Origin of the sequence: Bradyrhizobium sp. B097 (assembly GCF_038957035.1) — a bacterium.
In the GTDB taxonomy this organism is placed as follows: Bacteria; Pseudomonadota; Alphaproteobacteria; order Rhizobiales; family Xanthobacteraceae; genus Bradyrhizobium.
In genome coordinates, this window is record NZ_CP152412.1 from 3056453 (window position 1) to 3073342 (window position 16890).

Here is a 16890-nt window from a genome sequence, read left to right on the forward strand (position 1 = left end):
GCCGCGACGGCGGCGAAGATCGCCGCCGTCAACAGGGTTACTCTTTCAGTCACGTGTGCTCCGCGCTCAGTTCTTGACCGCGAAAACCCACAGCGAGCCGCCGGGCGGGACCTTGGCAAGCCGCTCGTCGCCCGAGAACAGCGAATAGACGCCGCCATAGCCCGAGGTGACGGCGACATACTGCACGCCGTCCTGCTGCCAGGTCACGGGTTGTCCTTCGATGCCCGAGCCGGTCTGGAACTGCCAGAGCTTCTTGCCGGTGTCGGCGTCGAACGCCTCGAATTCGCCAGTCAGCTGACCGGAGAACACCACGCCGCCTGCCGTGGAGAGCACGCCGGAGAAGCGCGGAATATCGCTCGGCGCTTCCCACTTCGCCTTGCCGGTCATCGGATCGATCGCCTTGAGATGGCCGCGCGGTCCGGTGCCCCATTCCCAGGGATCGGTGAGGTCCATGCCGAGATACCACTCGCCCTGCTTGAACGTCACCGGTTCGGACTTGTACTTGCCGCCGAAGGCCAGCGTGTTGGCGTAGGCGAGGCCGGTCTGCGGATTGAACGACATCGGCTCCCAATTCTTGCCGCCGAGGATCGACGGGTAGACCGTGACCTTCTTGCCGTCGCGCGCATCCTTGGCGACGTCGGTCTCGATCGGCCGCCCGGTCTTCAGGTCTACTCCGGTGGCCCAGTTGACGTTTACATAGGGATTGGCCGCGAGCAGCTTGCCGTTGGTGCGGTCGAGCACGTAGAAGAAGCCGTTGCGGTTGGCATCCATCAGCACCTTGGTCGGCTTGCCCTCGACATTCATGTCGGCGAGCACCATCTCGGCCACCGAGTCATAGTCGAACGGATTGTTCGGCGAGAACTGGTAGTGCCACTTGATCTTGCCGGTCTTCGGATCGAGCGCGAGCACCGAACAGGTGTAGAGGTTGTCGCCAGGACGCACCGCCGAGTTGAACGGTCCGGGATTGCCGATGCCCCAATACACGGTGTTCAATTCGGCATCATAGGAGCCGGTGATCCAGGTCGATCCGCCGCCCAGCTTCCAGGTGTCGCCCTTCCAGGTGTCGCCACCGGGCTCATCCGGAGTCGGGATCGAGTAGGTACGCCAGAGGCGCTTGCCGGTCGCCGGATCCCAGCCGTCGATGAAGCCGCGGGTGCCGAATTCGGCGCCGGAGATGCCGGTGATCACGACGCCGTCGGCGACCAGCGGCGCCACCGTCATCGAGTAGCCTTCCTTGATGTCCGCAGCCTTTTCGCGCCACAGCTCCTTGCCGGTCTTGGCATCGAGCGCGATCACATTGGCGTCGAGGGTGGTGCGGAACAGCTTGCCGTCATACAGAGCCGCGCCGCGATTGATGATGCCGCAGCAGACGATACGCGGCGTCTCGGCGGGATACTCGACCTTGGTCTTCCAGATCTGCTTGCCGGTCTTGGCGTCGATCGCGATCGTGGCATTGTGGGTGGTGACGTAAAGGACGCCCTGGTAGACGAGCGGCTGCGATTCCTCGCTGCGGTCGTCGTTCAAGCTGTAATTCCAGACCGGGACCAGATTCTTGACGGTGTCCTTGTTGATCTGGTTCAGCGTTGAGAAGCGCTGAAGATTGTAGCCCATTCCGTAATTGAGAACGTTCGATGTATCAGTCGCACCCTTGACCAACTGCTCGTTGGTCTGAGCGCTTGCACCATAAGATGCAAGAATCACGAGGCTTGCGGCCAGCGCAATGCGTCTCATCATATCCTCCCAATGAACCTTTTCCGCACGCCTATTCCTGACGTTGCGGATGGAACCATCCCCCTGAAACCAAAACGGGTCAATACGAAAACGTGAACGAACCCCAGCCAGCCTCCGGAAGCCGGTCGAAGCTTCAGGTTTTTGCTGATGCGCCCGTAGCTTACCGTGGCATGGAATACACAACGCCAAGTGTGACTTGCCGCTATGCCGCAGCGCGAACGGTTCGGTCAGCTCGACGGCGCATGCGGACAGGCGCTCGGACGTGGCTTGGTGCCGCGCTTGTCCGGCGGCACATTGCAATTGTCGATGCGCTGCTCGTCGGTCCATTTGCGTCCGAGCCGCTCCTTGCCGGTGAGCGTGCGCTGCTGGACAACCTCTGCCGATGGGGCAGGGGCCCTGTTCTGCGGGGACGCGGGCGCGGTCAGACCGAGTGCAACGAGGCAGCCCAACGTGGTCCTGCAAATATCGCTCATGGGTCACCCCGCTCGTTCCGGTGCAATGGCATTTGCCGAATGTCACAGATGATCCGCGAGGCGGTTTCTTTCCACCCGAAACCTGACAGGTCTCGCTGATTGCTCCGGCTGTGGGAAGCCTCATCGAAGTTGCTATGGTAGCTTCGATCGCAGGGCGCGCTCCGTATCCTTGCTGGAGCGGCACTCAAGGGAGACCAATGATGATTTCGCGCCGATCGCTTGCTTTGACTTTGGCCGTGGCCGTGCTGTCACGTCCCGCTCTGGCCGCATCGGGTGGTGGCAGCGCGCTCAAGATGCTCGATCCCGACAATGACGGCACGGTCGACCTTGCCGAGGCCAAGAAGGCCGCCGCCGATCTGTTCGCGAAGCTCGATCCCGATCATGATGGCACGCTCGATATCCGCGAATTGCGCGGACGGCTGACCGCGAAAGAACTTGCGAAGGCGGATCCGGATCATGACGGCACCCTGACGCTCGACGAGTATCTCGCGGTCGTCGAGCAGCGCTTCAAAGCCGCCGATCCCGACAATGACGGAACGCTGGATGCGAAGGAGTTGAAGTCGCGCGCCGGCCGGGCGCTGCTGCGCCTGCTCAAATAGGTCCGTGCCAGCGAATTGTGCCGGGCGGATTCCGCCTATTGATGCTGGATTTCGCGCATAACAAAAAAAGTTGCGATTTCGCTCTTGGGCAAGACTCGGCCGGCGCAATCGGGTCTGCTTATCGGTGCGTCGCCGTCCGGCAGCCGGAAAATGCCTGACAGATCAGCGTCGGGGTTTCCCAGCCGTTTCAAAGCCGGGCGGGCGTCAGCGAGCCGTCATCCGGTTCGGCATGCCCAGCAGCGAAGTCGGGTCCTTACCCGGCCGGCTTGCGCCCTGGAATAGCCAGCCCTAGCTTGCCGCGCGGCGCGACGCTTGCGCCAACATAGACTTGGGAGAAGGAAATGGCCTGGAAAACACCGAAGATCGTCGAAGTGCCGGTCGGCATGGAAATCAACATGTACGCCTGCGCAGCGCGCAAATAATCCGAGACAAGTAACGCGAGACAGCCTGCCCGGCTCGTGCAGCTTGCTGCATCGAGCCGCGGCAGGCGTCTTTCGCGGCCGCGACGCTGCCGCTCGAATTTCCCGCAGATCCTTCCCACAACAGGTTGAAATCGAGACCACCTGCGCGATTGGCGGGCCGTCCTGCTTTGTCCTACAGTGCGGCTTGAGGCGGTGGGTCCGGGGACGATGAATTTCGAAATCATGCGAGGGCGTTGGGTGGGCGTGCTGTGCGCGGCGATTGCTGGCGTCGCAGCGGTGCTGCCGCTCGGCGCCTACGCCGCGGGTTTTGATACCGAGCACATCTTCGGCTTCATGATCGGGTCCGATGTGGGCGACGTCGGCGAGCGGGAATTCCAGAGCCAGAGCACCGGGCGCTTTGCCAAGGATGGCGGCCGCTACCGCGCGCTCAATCAGGAAATGGAGATCGAACTCGTTCCGGCGCCGAATTTCCGTGTCGAGCTCGGCACGTCGTTCAGCGCGTACGATATCAATCGCGTCCCGGGCTTTGACGATCGCCGCCAATTGTCGTGGCAGAGCGTCTCGGTCGATTTCCGCTATCGCTTTCTCGATCGCGAGGCGGCGCCCTTCGGCATGACGGTGGCGTTGGAGACACGCGCCGGCCGCGTCGACGAGACGACGGCTGCGGCAGTCCGCAGCTACGGGACCGAACTCACGGTGGCGTTCGACCGCGAGGTGATCCCGAATTTTGTAGTGGCGGCCCTCAACGTCAGCTATGAGCCGGAATGGACTCGCATCCCACGCAACGGCACAGCAGAGCAGGATGCCACGATCGGTGTCGCATTAGGCCTGATGGCCAAGGTGAGGCCCGATATCCTGATCGGCGGCGAAGCGCGCTATTTCAGGAAGTATGAGGGGATCGGTCTGGATGAACTGTCCGGGCAGGCGCTGTTCATCGGTCCCACCGCCTATTTCCAGCTCTCGGAGCGCTCACGCCTGACCGCGACCTGGAGCGTCCAGGCCTGGGGGCAGCGGGCCGGCAGCTATGCCGCCCTCGACCTGGTCAATTTCGAGCGTCACCAGGCCCGGCTGGTGTACGGTCTGAATTTCTAGAGCCGGGTTCCCAAGGCCCTGTCACGGGCCTGTGAAACCCTGACCTGGCTGATTACGTATTCCGTCGTGCTACCTACTTCGTGAGCACGCCTAGGGATCGCGCATGAACCCGATTGATCTGATCGTCACTGTATGTGCCGTGCTGTCGCCCGCCACCTGCGAGGAGCAGCATCTGGTGTTCAACTGGAGCGGTTCGCTGCAGCAATGCGCCATGGCCGCGCCGCCTTACATCGCACAATGGGTCGGCGAACATCCGAAATGGACCGCGGTGCGATGGCGCTGCGAATATCCGCACACCAACGATCGCGCCGGCGCGGACGGTAAACCGCCGGCGGGCTAGCTGCTATTTGTTGCAGTCCTTCAGATCCTTGTCGGACACCGAAAACACGGCATCGGCCTTGATCTCGATGTCGCGAACGAAGCACTGCCTGGCGCTGCTGTAGCCGACCTTGGCATCGTAGCGGCCGGGCTCGACGCCGGTGATCCGCAAGCGTTCGTCGTGGTCGACTTCCTTGTCCTTGTCGTTGAGCGTCTGGTTCTGACCCCACTCGTTCTTGCCCGCCGGCGACAGCTCGAAGCTCGAAATCGTAGCGCTGGTCAGATTCCACAGCCGGATGCCCTTGCCCTTGCTTTGGGCGAGCGCTGCCGCCGGCAGGACAAGCAACGCAACACCAATAGCGATCAATGCACGCGGCATCCAACCTCTCCCTTACGCTTTCGTGCAAGGATGACGGCGTCTCACATATTTGCAAGGTCCAACTGTGAGAGCCGCCGCTTGATTTCGTCGATCTCCGGCTCGCCGCGCACCGCGCGCGGCGCGGCGATGGTTTCGACGTGAAGGATTCGAGCCGGTCGCGGCGACAGGAAGAACAGGCGGTCGCCGAGGCGGACTGCATCGTCGAGATCGTGGGTGACCAGCAGCGTCATCATCTTGCGGCTGGCTACCAGTATGGCGATCTGGTCGCGCAGCCGCCCCGCAAGTGCATTGTCGAGCGAAGCCAGCGGCTCGTCGAGGATGAGGAAATCCGGCTCGATGGCGAAGGCGCGGGCGAGCGCGACGCGGCGGGCGAGGCCGAGCGACAGCTCACCGGGAAAATGGTTGCGGTGCACGCTCAATTCGAGCACCTCGAACAGCGCCGACAGCGTGCCGCCGTCGACATGCGGTGCGGCGATCCGCACATTCTCCTCAACGGTGCGCCAGGGCAACAGCCGCGGCTCCTGAAACACCATGCCGAGGCGCATGCCGGCGGAGCGCGCGACATGGCCCTGGTAGTTGGCGTCGAGCCCGGCGAGAATCCGCAGCAGGGTGCTCTTGCCGCAGCCCGACGGGCCGAACAGCACGCCAACCTCGCCGGCGTTCAACGTGAAGGTGACGTTGTCGAGCACGTCGTGCCGCTTTCCGGCCGCACTCGCAAAGCTCTTGCCTGTGATATTGACCTCAAGCTGCACGGAGCCGCCACCGCGTTAGCCTGGTTTCAAACGGCTGCACCAGCAGGGTCTCGATGACGAGCACGACACCGGCAAAGCTCAGCGAGTAAGCGAGCAGCAACGGGATGTCGAACAGCTGGAAGGCGACCCCGATCTCGAAGCCGACGCCGTTGGGGCGGCCCAGATATTCGGCGACCAGCACGATCTTCCAAACCAGCGACAGCCCGGAGCGCGCAGCGGCCGCGATGTAGGGCGCAAGCTGCGGCAGGACCACATGCCGGAACGCGCGACCGCGCGGCAAGGCAAACGCCGTTGCCATCTCGTCGAGTGCAGGGTCGAGCGCGCGGGCCCCCTCGCGCAGGGTAACGACGGCGGTCGGCAGCTTGTTGATGGCGATGGCCGTGATCGCGGCGACCTCGGTCAGCCCGGCCCAGATATAGGCCAGCACGATGACGACCAGCGCCGGCAGGTTGAGCAGCAGGATCAGCCAGGGGTCGCCAAGGCGATTGGCAAGCGACACGCGGCCCATCAGATAGCCGATCGCCGAGCCGAGCGCCATGGCGAGGGTGAAGGCCAGCGCGACACGCGCCAGCGTTGCGCCGAGATTGACGAACAGCGCGCCCGATCGCGCTTCGGCTATGAGGACCGACAGCACCGCCGGCGGCGCCGGCAGCTTGGCATCGCCGATCAACAGCGAGGCAATCCACCAGGTCCCGATGAACAGCGCGAATGACAGGAGGCGCAGCACCGCTAGTCTCCCGGGATCGCTTGATAGAACGTGCCGGGATCGAGCTCGGTCGCGGTGCCGACGAGATCGCGGCCGCCGAGCTGCGCCAGCACCCGGTAGAGCACGCGAGCATCAGCCTCTTCGTCAGCGATCGGACGGCGCGGGATGCCCTCGCGGTAGCGGTCGCGATAAGCGCGCAGCGTCGCCGCATCCTGCGCACCGGTCAGCGGCGCAATCGTGTCCCATTCGGCATCCGAGGTCGCCAGAATCTCTTTCGCGGCGCGCGTCACGGCGATGAAGCGGGCCACCAGATCCTTGTTGGCATTGGCCCAGGCTTCGTCGAACACGTAGCCGATCATCGCGATGCGGCCCTTGCTGCCGAGCTTATGCAGGACCTCCTCCATGCCGGCGAGCCGGCGAAAGCCCTTGGCTTCAAGCGCCGCGCAGAAATTCCAGTAGTTAAGCGTCGCGTCCATCTCGCCACCGAGGGCCTTGGCGGCCAGCAGCGGCGGTGCGCCGTAGACGATGGTCGCCTGCGACTTTAGGTCGACGCCATCCTGCCTCAATGCGGCCTGCAGCAGCAGCCAGTTCTTGTCGATCGCACCGCCGGCAATGGCGAGCTTGCGCCCCTTGAGGTCCGCCAGCGTCTTGAGCGGCGAGGCGGCCGGGACCATTACGGCTCCCAGCGCGCTTGAATAGGGATAGAATTGCAGCTTGGCGCCGAGCGAGCGTTCGCGCGACACCCAGGGCCAGTCGGATACCATGACGTCGGCCGAGCCGGAGCGCAGCGCGATCTTGCCGGCCTCGGGGCTGGCGAGCTCGACGACATCGATCGACAGATTGGCCTTCTTGTCGAGACCATGGGAGCGAATGACGGCCAGTTCCCAGGCCAGCGTTCCGGTCTTCTGCGCTGCAACGCGGATGGTCTCCGCGTTACACGAGGTGCCGAACTGCATGACCGCCAGAACTGCCGCAGCCAACACCGTGCGTACAGAGATGATCATCGTTTCTTGAGCCACTTCCCCGAATGTTTTCTTTTCTGATCAACATCCATAGCATAGCTTGCGGAAAGAGAAGAGGAAGCAGGACCATGGCAGGAGCTGGCATGCTACGACCGATTGTCGCCGTCCTGGTGCTCGGCGGGACGGCCGTCAGCGTGCGGGCCCAGGAGATCAATGACTATCCGACCTCGGCGCGGGCCGAATATGTGTTCGGCTGCATGAAGTCCAATGGCGAATCCCGGCAGTCGATCGAACAATGTTCCTGCTCGATCGACGTGGTCGCCTCGATCATCCCCTATGATCGCTATGTCACCGCCGAGACCGTGCTGAGCATGGCGCAGGTGCGCGGCAATCTGGGCGGCCAGTTCCGCTCATCCGAGCAGGCCGCCAATGCGCTCAACGACCTCAGGCGGGCGCAGGCCGAGGCCGAAGTGAGGTGCTTCTAGCGTTGATCGAGAGATCGCGAACGCGTCAGGTCCCGGGGTTCTCGACCTTCCATTCGTGGTCGAAGACGTGCCCGTCGGTGTCCTTGGCCTCGGCACGGAAATGCTTGGCGCCATTCGAGACGTAAGTGAAGCGGATATTAGGGTCCTCGGAAATCGAGATCCCGCCCTCCATCGTGAGCACCGGACTGCCATCCTGCCAGATGTGCAGCTCATTGACGAAGAAGGCCGGGATATAGAGCTGCGTGACCTGGTCCATCTGCAGGCCTGAATTATTCGGATGCCCGATCATGATCTGGGCCTCCCGTGTGCTCGTCGCCGGGCCCTGTTCGGACTTTGTGAATTGCCGGTAGCGCATCTGGCCGAGCCGGTTCTTCGCTTCCTCGACGTTCTTGCCGGCCGGTGCCGAGCAGCCGCCGGATGCTTTCACATACACCTTGCTGACATAGAGCTTGCCGTCGCTGAGCTCCGCGACGGCGTGCACATTGGTGTAGTTGTTAACGCGGACGCGGGTCGAGATCTCGGTGACGTTGGCGTCCGGTCCCAGCGTGAACTTCGCGGCCATCGGCGCCGGGTTCTCGTCGATCACAAGCGTGATCGCGACGACGCGGAGGCTATCGCTCGGCTGCAGCTTGGTGCGCAGCGTCACCGGAACGATCGCGGCATCCTCCGCGCGCGCCGGCATCTCGATGCCGATGATATCGTTGCCGTCATTCATCGGACGATTGCTGAAGATGTCTTGGACGAGGCCGGGCCAGGGATCATAGGTCTCCGCCGCGGGCGCAGCGGGTGTCCCCAGCGCGATCGCAAGCAGGCTGGCGATGCAAAGCAGGCGGGCGCGATGTCCAGTCATGTTCGCGATATCCTATGCAGCCGCGTCATTATAGGACGAACAGCTACTCCCATTCAATTTCCGAGAATGCTGCAGTTGCGTTGCGGGCGTTGTAATCGTCAAACAATTGCCAGCGCGGCCGCTCGGCTGCCGCGGCATGCTCCGCCGCAACCGTGATCGGCTTGCCGCTTGCGACCAGCGTGCGGACGTCCGCGGCCAGCGTCTCAAGATAACGCCGCTCGTCGGCAAGCGCTGCAGGCCACGCACTCACGGGTCCGTGACCGGGAACCACGCGCTCGGCGGGAATAGCCTGGAGCTCGTCGAGCGCACGCAGCCAGCCCTTGAGGCTGCCGTCGACCACCGGAATATGCTCGAGGAACACCAGATCGCCGGCGAACAGGGTGCCGGTGCGCTCATCGAAGACGGTGAGGTCGTTGTCGCTGTGGGCGGGTGGCCATGCCTTCAAGGTGAGGGTCCGTCCGCCGAGGTCGAGCTTCAGCGTGTCCGTGACCAGCACGGTCGGCGGAATGATGCGGACCTCGTCGATCAACGCATCGCCCATGGTCCGGCGAAAGCCGTCGAGATAGAATTGCCCGCGCGTCGCCAGCGCGCGGGGCAGGGCCTTGTGGCCGACGACGCTGGTCCCGTCAGCCGCGAACGCCGCGTTGCCGAAGCTATGATCCGGATGCGCGTGGGTATTGATCACATAGCGGATCGGTTTGTCGCTATGGCTGCGCACCGCGGCGAGGAATTGCCGTCCTTCGCGGACACTGCCGCCGGTGTCGATGACGGCGACGGCGCTGTCGCCGACCACGAAGCCGACATTGGCGATGGCGCCTTCGTTGTTGCGCGTCATCAATGCAGTGACCCCGGTGTGAACGAATATTCCGGGCGCGACTTCGCTCACAGGCAATTCCGCCTCTTGAGCCCGCGCTATGGTTGGCGCCCAAAGCATCAGGAGCAGCGCAAGCACCGAACCGCCATGAGCCATGTTTCCGCCTCAGTTTTTCCGGGACGCGCGATCGATGTCGTCGCGCTCCAGTTTGCGCTGCAACAAGCAACGCGGCACCGTCGCGATCATTATCCCTGTTGCACGTCATGGTGCGCCGGGCAATCGGTGGATGGCGGCAATCCGTCCGATCAAGAGGAGACCGCGCAATGAGAGTTATCGGATGCCGTCCTGTTCTGCTCGCGCTTGCCGGCTTCATCGTCTGTTTCGCCGGCCGCGACATCGCGCGTGCGCAGGTCAACGAGCAGGGCGAACTCTCCATCGAGCTGGTCGATCCCAAGGTGCTTCGCATCTGCGCCGATCCGCGCAACCTGCCGTTCTCGAATGACAAGGGCGAGGGCTTTGAGAACAAGATCGGCGAGCTGTTCGCCGAGAAGCTGCAAAAGAAGCTCGACTATATGTATTTCCCGCAGGCGACCGGCTTCGTGCGGGTCACGCTCGGCTCGCATCGCTGCGATGTGATCATGGGCTTTCCGCAAGGCGACGACCTCGCGCAAGGGACCAATCCGTATTACCGCACGGCCTATGCGATCGTCGCCAAGCCGGGCAGTGGACTGGATGAAGTCACGACGCTCGAGGATGAGCGGCTGAAGGGCAAGCATATCGGCATCGTCGCTGGAACGCCGCCCGCGACCAACATGGCCATCAACGGCCTGATGACCAATGCGAAGCCTTATCCGCTGATGATCGATACGCGCTACGATTCATCGGCCGAGGCGATGATGAACGACCTTGAAAAGGGCGAGATCGACGCCGGCATCCTTTGGGGGCCGATGGCGGGCTTTTATGCCAAGAAAGCGAATCCGCCGCTCCATGTCACGCCGCTGCTCAAGGAGACCACGGGACCCAAGCTGGTCTATCGCATCGGCATGGGCGTGCGGGCGTCCGACCAGAACTGGAAGCGGCAGCTCAATCGCCTGATCCAGGAGAACCAGCCGGCGATCAACAAGATCCTGCTCGACTTCGGCGTTCCGCTGCTCGACGAGAACGACCGTCCGATCGGGCCGGAGACCGCGACCAAATCGCCATGATCAGGCTCGCGGCCATGCTTGCGGTGATATTGCTCGCCGCTTCGCATGTCCGCGCGCAGGACCAGCCCGCGGAGCCCGAGGGGTATCGCACCGAGGATTATCGCACGGCGGTGCCGGCAACGCTTGCCGGCGCGCGGGTGCTCACGACGGCGGAAGCGGCAGAGATCTGGCGCGACAAGTCCGGCGCGTTCGTCGACGTGCTGCCGCGCGCGCCGAAGCCCAATCTGCCCGCCGGCACGGTGTGGCGCGAACGGCCGCATCGCGATATTCCCGGCAGCATCTGGCTGCCCGACACCGGCTACGGCAAGCTCGCCGCATCGACCGAGGACTACATGCGACGCGGCCTGGTCCGCGCTTCCGGCAACGACAGGGCCAGATTGCTGGTGATCTACTGCCAGGAAAACTGCTGGATGTCGTGGAACGCCGCCAAGCGCGCGCTCTCCTACGGCTACCGCAATGTGGCGTGGTATCCGGAGGGAACCGATGGGTGGGAACGCGCCAATTTTCCGCTGGCGGATGCGGAGCCCGAGCTGCGCGAGGGCGAGCAGTAAGCCCGTCCTCACGTGGCCAGGAAAATGCTCTAGCGCGCTACTTCTGCTTGTCGAGCTTGTTGATGGTCTTGCCGCCGTTGCCGTCCGTGGTGGTGAACGTCACCTTGTCGCCGGCGTGAAGCTCCTCCAGCGACTGTCCCTTGGCCACCTTGTATTCCTGTATAGCGCCCCCGGCCGCGCCCACCGTGCCGGTTTGCGTCTGCTGGATCGAGATGGTTCCACTCAGTCGGTCAATCTTGGTGATCATTCCTGACATGGATTGCTGGGCCAAAGCCGCTGTGGTGATCAGGCTCGCAGCGGCGAGGCTGGTCATGACGATCTTGGCTGCTCTCATCGTGGTCTCCCAACTTCAGATATAGTTGGAGACAACGAGCGGGCAGGGCAGTTTGTTCCGGTGGCCCGGTGGTGATCGCCGGGGCGATCGGCCGCAGGCCTAATCCAGCTCCTGCTGGATGGTGCGGCCCAGCGCGAACAGGCGCTGATCGATAATGGTCGGCACCTCGCAGACGAATTTCACCACGCGTCCGCGGTCCTCGAATATCCGCGTCTCCCAGACCAGCTGATTGCCGAGCTCGTCGACCTTGGCCTGGTCCGGCGGCGTGGCATCCTGCAGCGCCTGCAGCGCGATCGTATCGGCGCGGATCTTTTCCGCGGCCTCGCGCTGCTTGCGCATCACGCGCTCCAGCCCGTTCATGACCGAGGCCCGCTGACCGTTGAGCGTATCGAACAGGCCCGCGAACAGCAGCTTTCCCGCATTGGCCTTGTCGGCCGCGGCGGCTGACAGGAACTCGGTGATCTCCTTCTGCGCATCCTCGAGCGGAACGCGGCGCGCCGCGAGTCTGGTCGCAAGTTGGCTGATCTTCGGATCGTCCCTCCACCTGGTCTCGGCATCGCCGAGCGGCGGCCCCGCCCAGACCGCGGCGAGCGAGATTTCGGGCACCTTGGCCTGCGCGCACGGCCAATCCGGGTAACGCGGGTCGGCACCGAATGCGACCTGGTTCGACAGAACCATCGCGAGCAGCGCGCCCAGTCCTGCTGGCCGCCAGCCTGTCATGCCTCGCCTCCGCCGGGTCCGCGGCGCACCAGGCCGCGCGATGGATCGTAAGCCAGGATCGCGCCGATCATGAACACCACCGTGCAGCCGCCGACCACCGCGAGCGAAAGCCAGTTCATCTTGCCGTAGAGCGCAAACCGGATCAGCTCGACCGCATGCGTGAACGGATTGCACTGGCAGACATAATACAGCATCGGGCTGCCTTCCTGCACGCGCCAGAGCGGGTACAGGGCCGACGATGCAAAGAACATCGGGAAGATGACAAAGTTCATCACGCCGGCGAAATTCTCCAGCTGCTTGATGCTGGCCGAGATCAGCATGCCCAGCGCACCGAGCATCAGGCCCGACAGCATCAGTGCCGGAAGCACGGTGAAGTAGCCGAGGGTCGGCGGCGTGATGTCCCAGAACCACGCGATCAGCAGGAAGGCATAGACCTGGAGCAGCGACACCGCCGTGCCGGCGAGCAGCTTGCAGAACAGGAGATAGCCGCGCGGCAGCGGGCTGACCAGCAGCGTGCGCATGTTGCCCATCTCGCGGTCATAGACCATCGACAGCGACGATTGCATGCCGTTGAAGAGCTGGATCATCGCCATCAGGCCGGGCGCGATATAGACCTCGTAGAGGATGTAGGTCTCATAAGGCGGGATGATCGAGATGCCGAGCACCTGACGGAAGCCGGCCGCGAAGATGAACAGCCAGACCAGCGGTCTGACCAGCGCCGAGACGAAGCGCTCGCGCTGATGCAGGAAGCGCAGCGCCTCGCGCCAAACGATGCCGTTGAGGCAGACGATGTATTCCGACACCGAGAAGCCGCTTCGCTCAGGCGTGACCGTCGTGCTGCTCATGTTGGCGGTTTTCCGGTGAGGGTTGCCGTTCCGGTCAGGCGCATGAACGCAGTGTTGACGTCCTGGGCGCCAGCGTCCGCGATCACCCGCGACATCGGGCCGTGCGCCAGCATCCGGCCCTGATGCAGCACGACGAGGTCGTCGCCCGGCATGATCTCGTCGAACAGATGCGTCGCCCAGAGCACGCCGATGCCTTGTTCAGTAACGAGTTGCCGGACATGGTCGAGAATGTCGGCGCGCGCCTTGACGTCGAGCCCGACGGTGGCCTCGTCGAGCAGCAACAGCCGCGGCCGGTGCAGCAGCGCGCGGGCGATCTCGAGCCGCCGCATCTGGCCCCCCGAGAGATCGCGCACCTTGCTCGTGGCGCGGTCGGCAAGCCCGATGCGGCCGAGCACCTCGGCGCTGCGCAGCCGCGCCTCGCGCCGCGAGATGCCGTGCAGCGCGGCGTGATAGAGCAGGTTCTGCGTCAGCGAGAGATCGAGATCGAGCGTGCGCGGCTGGAACACGACGCCCATCAGCCGCAGCGCCTCACCGGGCGTCCGGCTGATATCGTGGCCGAAGATCTTGATCTGGCCGTTCTGGATCCCGAACAGCCGCGTCACCAGCGAAAACAACGTGCTCTTGCCGGCGCCGTTGAGGCCCAGCAATGCGGTGAAGCTCGCAGGCTGAACCGTGAAGTTGACATCGATCAAGGCGCGCCGCGGACCGTAGCTGTGGCTGACATTGCCGATCGACAGCGCCGGCGGCACGGCCGCTACAGGGCCTGCATCCGGCGAGGGCGCGATATGGGCGTCGGTTGCGGTCATGGCTGCGCGATCGTGATCCCCCAGGGCAGTTCGCCGACCTGAATGGTCTTGATCACCTTCTGGGCTGCGATGTCGATCACCGAGACATCGTTCGAGACGCCGTTGGTGACCATCAGATATTTTTCGTCCGGCGTGAAATCCATGTGCCAGACGCGTTGGCCGACCAGCAGATATTTGAGGACCTTGTGGGTCGCGCCGTCGACCACCGCGACGCGGTTGGCGGGGCCGAGCGCAACGAATGCGGTCTTGCCGTCCTTGGTCATGCCGATGCCGACGGGCTGGATCGCTTCGTTGCGCAGCCCCGGGATGTCGAAGGTGATCTTGCCGGTCACCTCGCGCTTGACCGGATCGATGATCGACACCGTGCCGCCGATCTCGGAGGAAACCCACAATTCGGAGCCGTCGCGCTTGAACTGGGCGAAGCGCGGCCGCGAATCAACCAGCACGTTGGCGACGATCTGGCGCGTCGTCGTGTCGATGAAATGCGCCATGTTGGTGGTTTCGGAAGTGTTGATCAGGATCTTGCCGTCCGGGCTGATCGTCATGCCCTCGGGCTCGACGCCGACCTGGATGTCGCCGAGCCGGGCGCGCTTCTCGAGATCGATCACGGTGACCGTGTTGTCGTTCTCGTTGGCGACATACATGGTCTTGCCGGCGGCATCCTGGGTGAACAATTCCGGGTCCGGGCCGGAGGGCAGGGTGTCGACGATCTCCTGGGTCTTGGTATCGATCACCTGGATCGTGTCGTCATCGCCGACCGCGACCATCACGAACTTGCCGTCGCGCGAGAACTCGATGCCGCGCGGCCGCTGGCCGACCTTGATGGTTTTGGTCACCGTCCAGCTGTTGGTGTCGATGACCGTGACGGTGTTGCCCTTCTCGTTGGAGACGTAGGCAAAGAAGGCGGACGCCGGTGCCGCGGCAAGCCAAACCAGCATCCCGGTCAACAGACAGCGGCGCCACATGCGTTTCATCTCCCTCACTGCAGCTTGCACTTCGTTTCAGGCCGGTCAACACCGAGCGTATCGAGCTCGGAGACCTGATGCAGGAAACCCTCCTGCGGCGAGACCGAAACGACCATACGACCATCGGCCAGCAGGATCGGCTGGCGGAGCTGCAGATTCCAGTCGCGCAGGGTCAATCGCGTGCCCTTGAAGGCGGCGATCGAGAAATCCTTGCCCTTGAGGAAGGCGATGACCTTCCTGGGATCGCCCGAATTGGTGCGGGAGGTGGCTTCCCCGATCATGCGTGCAGCGGTCCAGGCCTGCATGTCGAGCGCCGTCATGCGGCGCATGTTCAGCTTGACGAAGCGGTTCTGGATCTGGACCGCGCCCCACTGGTCATGCGCCGCGTCCCAGCTGGTCGGCACGAGGCCCGCCGACCCCGCCACGGGACGCGGGTCCCAGGTCCGGTAAGGCAGATAGTTCGCGAACACCTCGCTCTCGTCGGCGGCGACCAGCACGTCGTAAGCCGGCGCCTGCTGCGTGAACACTGGCATCTGACGCTGGATCAGCGTCACGCCAGAGTCGGTGCGGCGGGCGCCGCCGGTGTCCTCGAATGTCCGTTCCTGGACGATCTTGGCGCCGAAGCGCGTCGCCGCGCGGCGCAGCGCGTCGGCGTAGAGCTTGTCCTGATCGTGCGAGCCAGTCACCAGCAGCCAGCGCTTCCACTGCTTCCACACCAGGTATTGGCCAAGCGCGTCCGCCAGCATCGAGCGGGTCGGTGCGATATGGATCACGTTGGCGCGGCAGTCCTGCTCGCGCAGCCGATCGTCGATCGCGCCGGCATTCAGCAGCACGGTGCCGCGATCGCGCAGCGCGTCGGCGACCTTGAGCAGGGCGTCGGCGGGCAGGTCGGTGATGATATAGTCGTTGTGGCCGGCGAGATCGGTCGCGACCTTGGCGACGTCGTCGCTGTCCTTGATCTTGACCTCGTCGAGCACGAAGCGCTGGTTGAGGAATTTCCCGGTCGTATTGTTGTCCTCGATCGCAAGGCGTGCGCCGGCGATGCCGTCATTGTCGGCCGGTTGCTCGACCAGCGAGAGCGTCGATTTGATGCCGGCACGACCGAGATAGCCGACATGGACCTCGACGGGATCAGCCGCCAGCGCTCTAGTCGCCATCATGCTGAGCGCGATCGTACCGATCAGCCATCGGAACATAATTCCTCCCGTAGTCATTCTTCACTCGGCTGGCGTTGTCGAGCCTCGCGTTGACATGCAAGATGCCGGAATTAGCCTCGCTTGCAACCCCGCTTTTTGTCGTTGCGCGGTACCATATTTGGATTGGTTCACAATCATGAGATCAGCGTTCGTCTTCGTCATATCTTTGCTGCTGATGTCTGCGGCGGCGCGCGCCGAACCGCCCAAGCTCGCGGTGTTCGACCTCGAGATGATCGACACCAGCCTTCAAGGAGAGATGGACGGACCGCGGACCGACGAACAGGCGCGGTTGCTGCGCACCGGCGATCAGGTGCGCAAGGAGCTTGCGGATTCCGGCAAGTTCCACGTGCTCGACATCGCGCCGGTCAATGCTGCGGCGCACGGCAGCAATCTTCAGGCCTGCGGCGGATGCGACGTGAAACTGGCCGGCGAGCTGGGCGCCGATCTCGCGATGACCGGCGTGGTGCAGAAGGTCTCCAATCTGATCCTCAACATCAATCTCTATCTGCGCGACGTGCATACCGGGCAATTGGTGGCAGCAGTGAGCGCCGACATGCGCGGCAATACCGACGAATCCTGGTCGCGCGCCACCGATTACCTCGTGCGCAACCGCCTGCTCGCGCCGAACTACGGCGCGCCGCAGCCAAGGTAGCTCGCGCGCACAGATTTTTCTCCGTCATCCTGA

General features: G+C 63.7%; 22 protein-coding genes. 8 read left to right on the forward strand and 14 right to left on the reverse strand.

What is annotated here, in order from left to right:
* Positions 1 to 66 precede the first annotated feature (66 nt).
* Both AAFG07_RS14105 and AAFG07_RS14110 read right to left on the reverse strand, forming a co-directional pair.
* Complete coding sequence (locus tag AAFG07_RS14105; RefSeq protein WP_342727802.1) at positions 67 to 1731, reverse strand: methanol/ethanol family PQQ-dependent dehydrogenase; 1665 nt, start codon at positions 1729 to 1731, stop codon at positions 67 to 69.
* A 227-nt stretch (positions 1732 to 1958) separates the two neighbouring features.
* A complete protein-coding gene (locus AAFG07_RS14110) occupies positions 1959 to 2204 on the reverse strand; it encodes a hypothetical protein (RefSeq protein WP_342727803.1) in 246 nt (81 codons plus the stop codon).
* Between the two features lie 200 nt (positions 2205 to 2404).
* Here AAFG07_RS14110 and AAFG07_RS14115 point away from each other — a divergent pair, with 200 nt between their 5' ends.
* The 4 genes from AAFG07_RS14115 to AAFG07_RS14130 all read left to right on the forward strand — a co-directional run bounded on the left by AAFG07_RS14115 (position 2405) and on the right by AAFG07_RS14130 (position 4657).
* Positions 2405 to 2803 (forward strand): EF-hand domain-containing protein, encoded by a 399-nt coding sequence (locus tag AAFG07_RS14115; RefSeq protein ID WP_342727804.1) that lies wholly within the window; start codon positions 2405 to 2407, stop codon positions 2801 to 2803.
* A 341-nt stretch (positions 2804 to 3144) separates the two neighbouring features.
* Complete coding sequence (gene pqqA, locus AAFG07_RS14120) at positions 3145 to 3225, forward strand: pyrroloquinoline quinone precursor peptide PqqA (protein WP_009031067.1); 81 nt, start codon at positions 3145 to 3147, stop codon at positions 3223 to 3225.
* A gap of 207 nt (positions 3226 to 3432) precedes the next feature.
* Positions 3433 to 4317 carry a hypothetical protein gene (locus AAFG07_RS14125; RefSeq protein ID WP_342727805.1) on the forward strand — a complete coding sequence of 295 codons (885 nt, stop codon included), beginning with the start codon at positions 3433 to 3435 and terminating at the stop codon, positions 4315 to 4317.
* A gap of 103 nt (positions 4318 to 4420) precedes the next feature.
* On the forward strand, positions 4421 to 4657 hold the full coding sequence (locus AAFG07_RS14130; RefSeq protein ID WP_342727806.1) for a hypothetical protein: 237 nt from the start codon (positions 4421 to 4423) through the stop codon (positions 4655 to 4657).
* Positions 4658 to 4660: 3 nt separating this feature from the next.
* Here the strand turns inward: AAFG07_RS14130 and AAFG07_RS14135 are convergent, their stop codons facing one another.
* The 4 genes from AAFG07_RS14135 to AAFG07_RS14150 are packed head-to-tail and all read right to left on the reverse strand — an operon-like array spanning position 4661 to position 7428.
* Positions 4661 to 5014 (reverse strand): hypothetical protein, encoded by a 354-nt coding sequence (locus AAFG07_RS14135; protein ID WP_342727807.1) that lies wholly within the window; start codon positions 5012 to 5014, stop codon positions 4661 to 4663.
* A gap of 41 nt (positions 5015 to 5055) precedes the next feature.
* Positions 5056 to 5766 carry an ABC transporter ATP-binding protein gene (locus AAFG07_RS14140; protein ID WP_342727808.1) on the reverse strand — a complete coding sequence of 237 codons (711 nt, stop codon included), beginning with the start codon at positions 5764 to 5766 and terminating at the stop codon, positions 5056 to 5058.
* Complete coding sequence (locus tag AAFG07_RS14145; protein WP_342727809.1) at positions 5756 to 6493, reverse strand: ABC transporter permease subunit; 738 nt, start codon at positions 6491 to 6493, stop codon at positions 5756 to 5758. Before AAFG07_RS14145 ends, AAFG07_RS14140 begins: the two co-directional genes overlap by 11 nt.
* A 2-nt stretch (positions 6494 to 6495) precedes the next feature.
* Complete coding sequence (locus AAFG07_RS14150) at positions 6496 to 7428, reverse strand: ABC transporter substrate-binding protein (protein WP_342729152.1); 933 nt, start codon at positions 7426 to 7428, stop codon at positions 6496 to 6498.
* A gap of 134 nt (positions 7429 to 7562) precedes the next feature.
* On the opposite strand from AAFG07_RS14150, the gene AAFG07_RS14155 reads away from it, so the two are divergent.
* Positions 7563 to 7919, forward strand: a complete 357-nt coding sequence (locus AAFG07_RS14155; protein ID WP_229163930.1) for a hypothetical protein — start codon at positions 7563 to 7565, stop codon at positions 7917 to 7919.
* Between the two features lie 25 nt (positions 7920 to 7944).
* On the opposite strand, the gene AAFG07_RS14160 is transcribed toward AAFG07_RS14155, so the two are convergent.
* Positions 7945 to 8769 (reverse strand): quinoprotein dehydrogenase-associated SoxYZ-like carrier, encoded by an 825-nt coding sequence (locus AAFG07_RS14160; protein WP_342727810.1) that lies wholly within the window; start codon positions 8767 to 8769, stop codon positions 7945 to 7947.
* Positions 8770 to 8812: 43 nt separating this feature from the next.
* Positions 8813 to 9739: a quinoprotein relay system zinc metallohydrolase 2 gene (locus AAFG07_RS14165; RefSeq protein ID WP_342727811.1), complete on the reverse strand. Its 927-nt coding sequence runs from the start codon at positions 9737 to 9739 to the stop codon at positions 8813 to 8815.
* A 167-nt stretch (positions 9740 to 9906) separates the two neighbouring features.
* Between AAFG07_RS14165 and AAFG07_RS14170 the strand changes: the two genes are divergently transcribed.
* Positions 9907 to 10788 (forward strand): substrate-binding domain-containing protein, encoded by an 882-nt coding sequence (locus tag AAFG07_RS14170; protein WP_342727812.1) that lies wholly within the window; start codon positions 9907 to 9909, stop codon positions 10786 to 10788.
* A complete protein-coding gene (locus AAFG07_RS14175) occupies positions 10785 to 11339 on the forward strand; it encodes a PQQ-dependent catabolism-associated CXXCW motif protein (RefSeq protein ID WP_342727813.1) in 555 nt (184 codons plus the stop codon). The genes AAFG07_RS14170 and AAFG07_RS14175 overlap by 4 nt, the downstream gene beginning before the upstream one ends.
* 37 nt (positions 11340 to 11376) lie before the next feature.
* Here the strand turns inward: AAFG07_RS14175 and AAFG07_RS14180 are convergent, their stop codons facing one another.
* From AAFG07_RS14180 to AAFG07_RS14205, 6 genes are all read right to left on the reverse strand, one after another.
* A complete protein-coding gene (locus AAFG07_RS14180) occupies positions 11377 to 11673 on the reverse strand; it encodes a copper-binding protein (RefSeq protein WP_342727814.1) in 297 nt (98 codons plus the stop codon).
* A gap of 99 nt (positions 11674 to 11772) precedes the next feature.
* Positions 11773 to 12351 (reverse strand): hypothetical protein, encoded by a 579-nt coding sequence (locus AAFG07_RS14185; RefSeq protein WP_342729153.1) that lies wholly within the window; start codon positions 12349 to 12351, stop codon positions 11773 to 11775.
* 38 nt (positions 12352 to 12389) lie between these two features.
* Complete coding sequence (locus AAFG07_RS14190) at positions 12390 to 13238, reverse strand: ABC transporter permease (protein ID WP_342727815.1); 849 nt, start codon at positions 13236 to 13238, stop codon at positions 12390 to 12392.
* Positions 13235 to 14044, reverse strand: a complete 810-nt coding sequence (locus tag AAFG07_RS14195; protein ID WP_342727816.1) for an ABC transporter ATP-binding protein — start codon at positions 14042 to 14044, stop codon at positions 13235 to 13237. Before AAFG07_RS14195 ends, AAFG07_RS14190 begins: the two co-directional genes overlap by 4 nt.
* Positions 14041 to 15018 carry a YVTN family beta-propeller repeat protein gene (locus AAFG07_RS14200; protein ID WP_342727817.1) on the reverse strand — a complete coding sequence of 326 codons (978 nt, stop codon included), beginning with the start codon at positions 15016 to 15018 and terminating at the stop codon, positions 14041 to 14043. Before AAFG07_RS14200 ends, AAFG07_RS14195 begins: the two co-directional genes overlap by 4 nt.
* A 5-nt stretch (positions 15019 to 15023) precedes the next feature.
* Entirely contained in the window at positions 15024 to 16205 is a 1182-nt protein-coding gene (locus AAFG07_RS14205; RefSeq protein ID WP_342727818.1) for an ABC transporter substrate-binding protein, read from the reverse strand.
* A 136-nt stretch (positions 16206 to 16341) separates the two neighbouring features.
* Between AAFG07_RS14205 and AAFG07_RS14210 the strand changes: the two genes are divergently transcribed.
* Positions 16342 to 16857, forward strand: coding sequence for a DUF3280 domain-containing protein (locus AAFG07_RS14210; RefSeq protein ID WP_342727819.1), 516 nt, complete (start codon positions 16342 to 16344; stop codon positions 16855 to 16857).
* Positions 16858 to 16890 lie beyond the last annotated feature (33 nt).

Coding starts and splice junctions, on each gene's coding strand:
- AAFG07_RS14130 (WP_342727806.1), top strand. CDS start 4,421: ATGAACCCGATTGATCTGATCGTCACTGTATGTGCCGTGCTGTCGCCC.
- AAFG07_RS14195 (WP_342727816.1), bottom strand. CDS start 14,044: ATGACCGCAACCGACGCCCATATCGCGCCCTCGCCGGATGCAGGCCCT.
- AAFG07_RS14190 (WP_342727815.1), bottom strand. CDS start 13,238: ATGAGCAGCACGACGGTCACGCCTGAGCGAAGCGGCTTCTCGGTGTCG.
- AAFG07_RS14160 (WP_342727810.1), bottom strand. CDS start 8,769: ATGACTGGACATCGCGCCCGCCTGCTTTGCATCGCCAGCCTGCTTGCG.
- AAFG07_RS14205 (WP_342727818.1), bottom strand. CDS start 16,205: ATGTTCCGATGGCTGATCGGTACGATCGCGCTCAGCATGATGGCGACT.
- AAFG07_RS14175 (WP_342727813.1), top strand. CDS start 10,785: ATGATCAGGCTCGCGGCCATGCTTGCGGTGATATTGCTCGCCGCTTCG.
- AAFG07_RS14210 (WP_342727819.1), top strand. CDS start 16,342: ATGAGATCAGCGTTCGTCTTCGTCATATCTTTGCTGCTGATGTCTGCG.
- AAFG07_RS14110 (WP_342727803.1), bottom strand. CDS start 2,204: ATGAGCGATATTTGCAGGACCACGTTGGGCTGCCTCGTTGCACTCGGT.
- AAFG07_RS14135 (WP_342727807.1), bottom strand. CDS start 5,014: ATGCCGCGTGCATTGATCGCTATTGGTGTTGCGTTGCTTGTCCTGCCG.
- AAFG07_RS14165 (WP_342727811.1), bottom strand. CDS start 9,739: ATGGCTCATGGCGGTTCGGTGCTTGCGCTGCTCCTGATGCTTTGGGCG.
- AAFG07_RS14115 (WP_342727804.1), top strand. CDS start 2,405: ATGATTTCGCGCCGATCGCTTGCTTTGACTTTGGCCGTGGCCGTGCTG.
- AAFG07_RS14170 (WP_342727812.1), top strand. CDS start 9,907: ATGAGAGTTATCGGATGCCGTCCTGTTCTGCTCGCGCTTGCCGGCTTC.
- AAFG07_RS14180 (WP_342727814.1), bottom strand. CDS start 11,673: ATGAGAGCAGCCAAGATCGTCATGACCAGCCTCGCCGCTGCGAGCCTG.
- pqqA (WP_009031067.1), top strand. CDS start 3,145: ATGGCCTGGAAAACACCGAAGATCGTCGAAGTGCCGGTCGGCATGGAA.
- AAFG07_RS14200 (WP_342727817.1), bottom strand. CDS start 15,018: ATGAAACGCATGTGGCGCCGCTGTCTGTTGACCGGGATGCTGGTTTGG.
- AAFG07_RS14125 (WP_342727805.1), top strand. CDS start 3,433: ATGAATTTCGAAATCATGCGAGGGCGTTGGGTGGGCGTGCTGTGCGCG.
- AAFG07_RS14105 (WP_342727802.1), bottom strand. CDS start 1,731: ATGAGACGCATTGCGCTGGCCGCAAGCCTCGTGATTCTTGCATCTTAT.
- AAFG07_RS14155 (WP_229163930.1), top strand. CDS start 7,563: ATGGCAGGAGCTGGCATGCTACGACCGATTGTCGCCGTCCTGGTGCTC.
- AAFG07_RS14185 (WP_342729153.1), bottom strand. CDS start 12,351: ATGGTTCTGTCGAACCAGGTCGCATTCGGTGCCGACCCGCGTTACCCG.
- AAFG07_RS14150 (WP_342729152.1), bottom strand. CDS start 7,428: ATGCAGTTCGGCACCTCGTGTAACGCGGAGACCATCCGCGTTGCAGCG.